At 73.7% G+C, this 7,956-nt stretch carries 7 protein-coding genes; 1 reads left to right on the forward strand and 6 read right to left on the reverse strand.

The window, feature by feature from the left end:
* Window positions 1–3: 3 nt before the first annotated feature.
* The 6 genes from folE to dacB form a co-directional block, all read right to left on the reverse strand.
* Complete coding sequence (folE, locus tag ACFVS0_RS19985) at window positions 4–591, reverse strand: GTP cyclohydrolase I FolE (RefSeq protein ID WP_430549025.1); 588 nt, start codon at window positions 589–591, stop codon at window positions 4–6.
* A gap of 23 nt (window positions 592–614) precedes the next feature.
* Window positions 615–2,684, reverse strand: a complete 2,070-nt coding sequence (ftsH, locus tag ACFVS0_RS19990; protein ID WP_430548585.1) for an ATP-dependent zinc metalloprotease FtsH — start codon at window positions 2,682–2,684, stop codon at window positions 615–617.
* Between the two features lie 127 nt (window positions 2,685–2,811).
* Window positions 2,812–3,363, reverse strand: coding sequence for a hypoxanthine phosphoribosyltransferase (gene hpt / locus ACFVS0_RS19995; RefSeq protein WP_430548584.1), 552 nt, complete (start codon window positions 3,361–3,363; stop codon window positions 2,812–2,814).
* Window positions 3,364–3,365: 2 nt separating this feature from the next.
* On the reverse strand, window positions 3,366–4,514 hold the full coding sequence (gene tilS / locus ACFVS0_RS20000; protein ID WP_430588940.1) for a tRNA lysidine(34) synthetase TilS: 1,149 nt from the start codon (window positions 4,512–4,514) through the stop codon (window positions 3,366–3,368).
* A gap of 18 nt (window positions 4,515–4,532) precedes the next feature.
* Window positions 4,533–5,630 carry a zinc-dependent metalloprotease gene (locus ACFVS0_RS20005; RefSeq protein WP_430588941.1) on the reverse strand — a complete coding sequence of 366 codons (1,098 nt, stop codon included), beginning with the start codon at window positions 5,628–5,630 and terminating at the stop codon, window positions 4,533–4,535.
* Window positions 5,631–5,668: 38 nt separating this feature from the next.
* A complete protein-coding gene (gene dacB, locus ACFVS0_RS20010; RefSeq protein ID WP_430548581.1) occupies window positions 5,669–7,051 on the reverse strand; it encodes a D-alanyl-D-alanine carboxypeptidase/D-alanyl-D-alanine-endopeptidase in 1,383 nt (460 codons plus the stop codon).
* 268 nt (window positions 7,052–7,319) lie between these two features.
* Here dacB and ACFVS0_RS20015 point away from each other — a divergent pair, with 268 nt between their 5' ends.
* Window positions 7,320–7,820 (forward strand): inorganic diphosphatase, encoded by a 501-nt coding sequence (locus tag ACFVS0_RS20015; protein WP_416344998.1) that lies wholly within the window; start codon window positions 7,320–7,322, stop codon window positions 7,818–7,820.
* Window positions 7,821–7,956 lie beyond the last annotated feature (136 nt).

Consider the following 7,956-nt stretch of genomic DNA (forward strand, 5'->3'; position numbering starts at 1 on the left):
GGGTCACCGTCCCGTGATGAGGCTCATGGCCTCGGCCCGCGTGGTCGCGTTCTGCATGATGCCGCGCACCGCCGACGTGACGGTCCGCGAGCCCGGCTTGCGCACCCCCCGCATCGACATGCACAGGTGCTCGCACTCCACCACCACGAGCACGCCGCGCGGCTCGAGGATGCGCACCATCGCGTCCGCGACCTGCGTCGTCAGCCGCTCCTGCACCTGCGGGCGCCGGGCGAACACCTCGACGAGCCGCGCCAGCTTCGACAGGCCCGTGATCCGACCGTCCGTGTTCGGGATGTACCCGACGTGCGCGACGCCGTGGAAGGGCACCAGGTGGTGCTCGCAGGTCGAGTACACCTCGATGTCGCGCACCAGCACCATCTCCTCGTGCCCGAGGTCGAAGGTGGTGGTCAGCACGTCCTCGGGCTCCTGGCGCAGCCCCGCGAAGATCTCGCGGTAGGCGCGGGCCACGCGGGCCGGCGTGTCCCTGAGGCCCTCGCGGTCCGGGTCCTCGCCGACCGCGAGCAGCAGCTCGCGGACGGCGGCCTCGGCACGGTCGGAGTCGTACGGCGGCACGTCGACGGCAGCCCGCATGCCCAGGTCCGTCACCGGGTCGGTCACCGGTTGTCCCCCGCCGCCGGCGGCTCGCTGTCGGTGCCGACGCCCGGGCCGGCCTCCTGCAGGTCGCTCTCGTTGCCCACGATGGCGGCCTCGTCCTGCGGCACGACCTGCCCGTTGCCGTTGGACGTGGCGCGCTCGGCGTCCGTCATGATCGGGCCGCGCGTGTGCACGGTGCGCTGCTCGCTGGACAGCCACACGTCGCGGGGCTCGCGCTTGACGACGGGTGCGAAGACCTCGGCGAGCTCCGCCTGGTTGAGCGTCTCCTTCTCCAGCAGGCGCAGCACGAGGTCGTCGAGCACGTCGCGGTACTGGGTGAGCACCTGCCACGCCTCGTCGTGCGCGGCCTCCACGAGCTTGCGCACCTCGTGGTCCACCGTGCCGGCGACGGCCTCGGAGTAGTCGCGCTGGTGGCCCATGTCACGGCCCAGGAACGGTTCCCCGGACCCGCTGCCGAGCTTGATGGCGCCGACCTTCTCGCTCATGCCGTACTCGGTGACCATCTTGCGCGCGGTCGCCGTCGCCTTCTCGATGTCGTTGCTCGCGCCCGTGGTCGGGTCGTGGAAGACGATCTCCTCGGCCACGCGGCCACCCATCGCGTACGCGAGCTGGTCGAGCAGCTCGTTGCGGGTGGTGGAGTACTTGTCCTCCATCGGCATCACCATCGTGTAGCCGAGGGCCCGGCCGCGCGGCAGGATCGTCACCTTGGTGACGGGGTCCGTGTACCGCATCGCCGCCGCGACCAGGGCGTGACCGCCCTCGTGGTACGCGGTGATCTTCTGCTCCTTGACCTTCATCACGCGGGTGCGCTTCTGCGGGCCGGCGATGACGCGGTCGATCGCCTCGTCCAGCGCGCGGTCGTCGATGAGCTGCGCGCCGCTGCGGGCGGTGAGCAGCGCGGCCTCGTTGAGGACGTTCGCCAGGTCCGCACCCGTGAAGCCGGGCGTGCGGCGCGCGACGACGGCCAGGTCGATGCTCTCGACCATCGGCTTGCCCTGCGCGTGCACCTTGAGGATGTGCTCGCGGCCCTTGAGGTCCGGGGCCTCGACGGCCACCTGGCGGTCGAAGCGGCCCGGGCGCAGCAGGGCCGGGTCGAGGATGTCGGGCCGGTTGGTGGCGGCGATGAGGATGACGTTCGTCTTGACGTCGAAGCCGTCCATCTCGACGAGCATCTGGTTCAGGGTCTGCTCGCGCTCGTCGTGCCCGCCGCCCATGCCGGCGCCACGGTGGCGGCCGACCGCGTCGATCTCGTCGACGAAGATGATCGCGGGCGAGTTGTTCTTCGCCTGCTCGAACAGGTCGCGCACGCGGGAGGCGCCGACGCCGACGAACATCTCGACGAAGTCCGAGCCGGAGATCGAGTAGAACGGCACCCCCGCCTCGCCGGCGACGGCGCGCGCGAGGAGGGTCTTGCCGGTTCCCGGCGGGCCGTACAGCAGCACGCCCTTGGGGATCTTGGCGCCCACGGCCTGGAACTTCGCCGGGTCCTCGAGGAACTCCTTGATCTCGTGGAGTTCCTCGACGGCCTCGTCCACGCCCGCGACGTCGGCGAACGTCACCTGCGGCATGTCCTTGCTGATGAGCTTGGCCTTGGACTTGCCGAAGCCCATGACGCCGTTGCGCCCGCCGCCCTGCGCCCTCGACAGGATGAACCAGAACACGAGGCCGATGAGCAGGAACGGGATGAGGAACCCGAGGATCGAGCTCCAGAAGCTGGGCTGCGGGTTCTCGGAGTCGAAGCCCTTCGGCGGGTCCGCCTTCTCGACGGCCGTCGCGACGGTGTCGCCCTGTGGCTCGACGTAGAAGAACTCGACCTTCGTGCCGTGGTCCTGCTCGCTCTCGGTGCCCGCGCCGGTGACGTACTTCTCGCTCAGGTCCAGCTCGACGCGCTGCTCCCCGTCCACGACGAGGGCATGGTCGACCGTGTCGCCGGCGAGCAGCTCGAGCCCCTGGGAGGTCTCGATCCGCGACACCCGCTCGGTGTTGAACGCGCTGAAGGCCAGCGAGACGAGCAGCAGGCCGACCACGATCCAGATGATCGGGCCGCTCAGGATCTTCTTGATGTTCATCGGCGACGGGGACGGCTCCCCGCTTCCCTTCCGTCGGGCAACGTGTGGTTCACGACGCTACACGCCGAGTGTGGACGAACCGTGGGTGTTCGCCCAGGGCGCGACGGCGTCTCGTCGGCGGGGAGAGTCAGCTGTAGACGTGCGGCGCGAGCGTGCCGACGAACGGCAGGTTGCGGTACTTCTCGGCGTAGTCGAGGCCGTAGCCGACGACGAACTCGTTCGGGATGTCGAAACCGACGTAGCGCACGTCGACGTCCACCTTCGCGGCGTCGGGCTTGCGGAGCATGGTGGCGATCTCCACCGACGCCGGACCGCGGGAGCGCAGGTTCGCGACGAGCCAGGAGAGCGTGAGCCCCGAGTCGATGACGTCCTCGACGATGAGCACGTTGCGGCCGGTGAGGTCGGCGTCGAGGTCCTTGAGGATGCGCACGACGCCGGACGACTTGGTGCCCGACCCGTACGAGGACACGGCCATCCAGTCCATCTGCACCGGGTGGTGCAGGCGGCGCGCGAGGTCCGCCATGACCATGACGGCGCCCTTGAGGACGCCGACGAGCAGCAGGTCCTGGCCCGCGTAGTCCGCGTCGATCCGTGCGGCGATCTCGTCGAGCTTGCTGACGATCTGCTCCTCGGTGAGCAGGATGTTGGCGAGGTCGCCTTCGACGTCCGACTGGTCCACGGTCACTCCTCGAGGGGCGGGGTTGGGGCTGGGGGGTGCGCCGCCCCGGCGGGGTGCGGCTCGGCGGGGCGCAGGTAGAGCCTGCCACACGCGCGGAGCGCTCGGGCGTCGCCCGGCAGGTGGACGGTTCCCTGCCCACGCCACGAGACGACGAGCGCGTCGAGGGCGTCCACGTGGCGCGCCGTCGTCGTGCCCGGCGGGCAGCCGACCGCCAGCGCCGCCGACCGCAGGGCACGACGCCGCAGCGCGGCGTGCGCCTCCGCGAGGGGGCCGACGTCGAGCACCATCTCTGACGCAGCAGGTGGCACGGTCGCGGCGGAGAGCAGGTCGGCCGCCAGGGCGTCGAGCGCGTCGGCGTCGGCACGCAGCTGGTCGGCGGTGCGCGCGAGGGACTCGACGACGCCCGGGCCGAGCGCGTCCTCCAGCACGGGCACGACGGCGGCCCGCACCCGCGTGCGGGCGGGCGCGTCGGCACCGGCTACGCCGTCCACGCCGTCGACGCCGTCCACGCCGTCGACGGGCAGCAGGTTCGTCGGGTCGGTCCAGAAGTCCACGCCGACGGCGGCGCACACCGCCTCGGTCTGCGCGCGGCGCAGGCCGAGGAACGGCCGGCGGTAGCGGCCGCGGCGGCGGGGCATCCCTGCCAGCGACCGCGCCCCGCTCCCCCGCGCCAGCCCGAGCAGCACGGACTCCGCCTGGTCGTCCTGCGTGTGGCCGAGCAGGACGGCGACGGCCCCCGCCTCCCGAGCCACGTCGTCGAGCGCGGCGTACCGGGCGGAGCGGGCGGCACCCTCCGGCCCCGTCGACCCGGGACCGGCGTCGACCCGGACGCTCCGCACGAGCACGGGGTCGAGGCCGAGCCCGCGGGCCCGCGCGGCGGCCGTGGCCGCCACGGCGGCCGAGCCCGGCTGCATCCCGTGGTCCACGACGACCGCCCCGACCCGCACCTCGAACCCCGGCGAGCGCACCGAGCGGCCCACGCGGGGCGCCTCGAGCGCGGCCGCGGCGGCGAGCGCGAGGCTGTCCGCGCCGCCCGAGCAGGCGACGAGCACCAGGTCGCCCGGTGTCAGCCGCCCGCTCCGCGCGAGGTCGCCCAGCTCGGCCCGCACGGCGGCGCGGGCCGCCGCGAGCGCCGGGTCGACGCGGGCCATGTCGTCGTCCGCCCGCCCTCAGCCGTGCACGCGGCGCACCCAGGCGCGCGGGTCGGCGATCTCGCGGGCGGAGGGCAGGTGCGCGGGCTCCGACCAGACGGCGTTGAGCCCGTCGCGGCCGACCCGCTCCTCGACGGCACGCACGAACGCGGCGCCGTCGCGGTACTGCGCGAGCTTGGCGTCCATGCCGAGCACGCGCCGCAGCACGACGTCCAGCGCGGGCGCCCCCTCGCCGTCGCGCCGCTTCTCGAACCGGGCGCGGATGGTGCGCACGGAGCGCACGACGCGCGGCCCGACGGCGTCCATCATCACGTCGGCGTGCCCCTCGAGCAGGGCCATGACGGCGGTGATCTCCTCGAGCTCGCGGCGCTGCTCGGGCCCGAGGATCCCGTCGAGCGGGGTGACGAGCTCCCCGCGCACCGCGCGCAGCACGGTGCGTCCGACGACGGCGGCCTTCTCCCGCAGCGGGGCGCGCGCCATCGCGACCGAGCTGCGGGTGACGCCGCTCATCAGGTCGCCGACGCGCCCGACCAGGTGGTCGGCGAGCCACGGCGCGGCGGCGAACTGGAGGGCGTGGGTCTGCTCGTGCAGGCACACCCACAGCCGGAAGTCGCGCGGGCGCAGCCCGAGCGCGCGCTCGACCTGCAGCACGTTCGGGGCCACGAGCAGCAGCCGGCCTCCCCCGGGCGCGTGGCCGGCGCCGTACGGGTCGAACTGCCCGAGCACGCGGCCCGACAGCAGTGCGAGCAGGCCGCCGACCTCCGCCGCCCCGGCCAGCCGCGCGGCCGCCGACGTGGGCGGCATGTCCACCGCGACCGCCGCCATCACGGGGTCCGTCATGGCCCGCATCGACTGCGCGTTGGCGCGGGTCCAGCCCGCCCGGTCCACCACGTGCACGTCCCCGAGCACCCCGGCCGCCCGAACCGTCAGGGGCATCATGCGCGTGACCTCCAGCACGTGCCCGACGGCGTCCCCGGCCGCGGTGCGCAGACCGGCGACGAGCGCGTCCAGGTCGTCGCGGGGGGCCGTGGCGCCGGGGCGCGCGAGCCGCGCGGCGATCTGCGCCGCCGCCGTCCAGTCCAGCAGGGGCTCGGCGGCGGGGGCTGGCGTGGTCACGGGACCACGGTAACCATCGCCCGGCCTGCCGAGTGCGTCTACCGGCAGCCGCAGTCGGCGAGGTCGCCGGCGAAGTGGTCGAAGATGACCCGCGCGCCGTAGGAGCCGCCCGCGGGCACCCGGTCGGCGAGCGTGACGAACACGAGCATGCGGTCGTCGGCCGTGACGACGGTGCCGGCCAGGCCGGTGACCTTCGGCAGGCTCCCCGTCTTGCCGTTGACGTACCCGCGGCCCGGGTTCGACTTCGGGTACCGGTCGTGCAGGGTGCCGTTCAGCCCCGCGACGGCGAGGCCGTCGGCGACGTCGCGCAGCTCCGGGTGGTCGGGGTCGACGGCGAGGGTCAGGGTCGCGGCGAGCTGGCGCGGCGTCGCCCTCGAGCCGCGGCCGAGCCCGGACAGGTCCACGAGGGTCGCGCCGTCCATGTCGACGCCGAGCTCCTCGACCTGCGCCGTCACGGCGCGGATCGCCGCGGTGCCGGTGCCGGGCTCGCCGGCGTCGATCGCCACGATCCGCCCCATGACCTCCGTGATCGTGTTGTCCGACCGGCGCAGCAGGTCGCCGACGACGTCGCGCAGCGGCGCCGACTCCACCCGGCCGACCTCGCGCGCCGACGACGACGCCTCCTCGCGGGAGACCTCGCCCCGCACGGTCACGCCCCGCTTCTCCAGCGCCTTCGCGAACGTGCGGGCGGCCGCCAGCGCAGGGTCCTTCTGGCGCGGCGCGTACTCCTCGTCCGTGGTGCGCGCGACGTCGACGGCGAGCGCGGCGACCGGGGCGGTGTACCCGTCCTCGACGTCCGCGGCGGGCACGTCGGGCGGCACGGCCGGACCCGAGAACAGGCTGTCGTCGACGCCGAGGGTCACCGTGTCCTCACCCGCGTCCCGGACCTCCGCGGCCACCTGGTCCGCGAGGTCGCCGAGGCCCGCGCGCCCGTTCACCGCCTCGGGGTGGCCGGCGCCGGCGGCGAGCATCATGTCGCCGCCGCCCACCAGCACGAGGTGCGTCGCGTCGTCGAGCACCACCGTCGTCGGGAGGGTCGTGTCGCCGCCGGGACCGGCGAGCGTGGCCACGGCCGTGAAGAGCTTCTGCGTGGAGGCGGGGATCATCGCCCGGTCCGGTCCGGCCGCACCGAGCGTCTCGCCGGACGCCGCGTCGACGACGAGCGCGCCGACCCGCTTGCCCAGGCGGTCGTCCTCGGTCAGCCCGGTGACGAGCTTGCCGACGGCGGACGTCGCGGGCTCCGGCGCGTCGGCCGGCAGGTCGGGCAGCGAACGCTCGGGCGTGGGACCCGTGGTGGCGCCGGGCGCCGTCGGGAAGGGGGCCGCCGGTGCGGGCGGCGGCGCGGTGGTGAGCATGCCGGGGACGACGTCGAGGGCGTCCGCCACGAGATAGCCGCCGAAGAGCACGACCACTGTCGTCACGGTGGCGCCGACGCTGGCCCGCCACCCCATGTCGTCCTCCCGCGCGCGTGAGCCGTCCGTGAGCTGTCCGTGAGCATCGTCACAACCCGGATCCCGTGGCGCGCTCCGTGCGTATCTTCCCACGTCCGTCCGCGGTTCGACGCCGCCGCACCGCACCCGGCGGGCGCGCGCGCCCATGGCACACTTTGACAGGGCGTCCGCACCGAGCATGCCCGCAGCGAGCATGTCCGAAGCATCTCCCCGAGCACGTCCCGAGCATGGAGGAACAGTGGAGTTCGACGTCACGATCGAGATCCCGAAGGGCCAGCGGAACAAGTACGAGGTCGACCACGAGACCGGTCGCATCCGCCTCGACCGCATGCTCTTCACCTCGACCCGCTACCCGGACGACTACGGGTTCATCGAGGGCACCCTCGGCGAGGACGGCGACCCGCTGGACGCGCTCGTGCTGCTGGAGGAGCCCACGTTCCCCGGCTGCCTGATCCGCTGCCGCGCGCTCGGCATGTTCCGCATGCGCGACGAGGCCGGCGGCGACGACAAGGTGCTCTGCGTGCCCCTCGGTGACCAGCGCGCCGCCTGGCGCCAGGACATCGACGACGTCTCCGACTTCCACCGCCTGGAGATCCAGCACTTCTTCGAGGTCTACAAGGACCTCGAGCCCGGCAAGTCCGTCGAGGGCGCCCACTGGGTGGGCCGTGCCGACGCCGAGGCCGAGATCGAGCGCTCGTTCCAGCGCGCCAAGGACACCGGCTACTACGACGGCCACTGAGCCGGAGCCCCGCACGACGACGGCGGCGCACCCCCGCCAGGATGCGGAGCCATCATCGTCCCCCAAACCACAAGGGGGAAATCTCCCGTTAACCCACGCGCGCAACCATCCTCCCCCGGACCCCCGACGTCCGCCT

It is taken from the genome of Isoptericola sp. NPDC058082 (assembly GCF_042885055.1).
In the GTDB taxonomy this organism is placed as follows: Bacteria; Actinomycetota; Actinomycetes; order Actinomycetales; family Cellulomonadaceae; genus Isoptericola.

Coding starts and splice junctions, on each gene's coding strand:
- folE (WP_430549025.1), bottom strand. CDS start 591: ATGCGGGCTGCCGTCGACGTGCCGCCGTACGACTCCGACCGTGCCGAG.
- ftsH (WP_430548585.1), bottom strand. CDS start 2,684: ATGAACATCAAGAAGATCCTGAGCGGCCCGATCATCTGGATCGTGGTC.
- tilS (WP_430588940.1), bottom strand. CDS start 4,514: ATGGCCCGCGTCGACCCGGCGCTCGCGGCGGCCCGCGCCGCCGTGCGG.